We start from the raw sequence: 255 nt of genomic DNA, 5'->3' as shown, positions 1-255 counted from the left end.
GCTTCACATCTTTGCCACGTTTGGCCGGGGTGACCTCCCCACGCCACCGGTGGTTGGGGGCCAGCACGCCGTGATAGCGGGTAAGATTAACGCGGGGCTTAGGCGCCAGGGCAGCCAAACGTGCGATGAAATCCACCGGCTCGAATGCCACTTGCGTGGTGCCATCCCGGTAGGGCGTCTTCAGGGTGTAGACCACCTTGCCGGTGGAGCTGAGTGATAGACGCGGTGTGGCGACAGCAGGGCGGGAAATGTACC

Annotated in this window: 1 protein-coding gene; it reads right to left on the bottom strand. The window is 63.1% G+C overall.

Annotated features, from left to right (window positions below; all coding sequences use genetic code 11):
- The coding region (locus tag A3709_RS21855; protein WP_197484366.1) for a transposase at window positions 1-255 on the bottom strand (255 nt) is incomplete at both ends.

The sequence above is a fragment of the Halioglobus sp. HI00S01 genome, from assembly GCF_001635445.1.
Taxonomy (GTDB): Bacteria; Pseudomonadota; Gammaproteobacteria; order Pseudomonadales; family Halieaceae; genus Halioglobus; species Halioglobus japonicus.
Note: the sequence above shows the minus strand (reverse complement) of the source record. Positions and strands in the feature narration are given on the sequence as shown.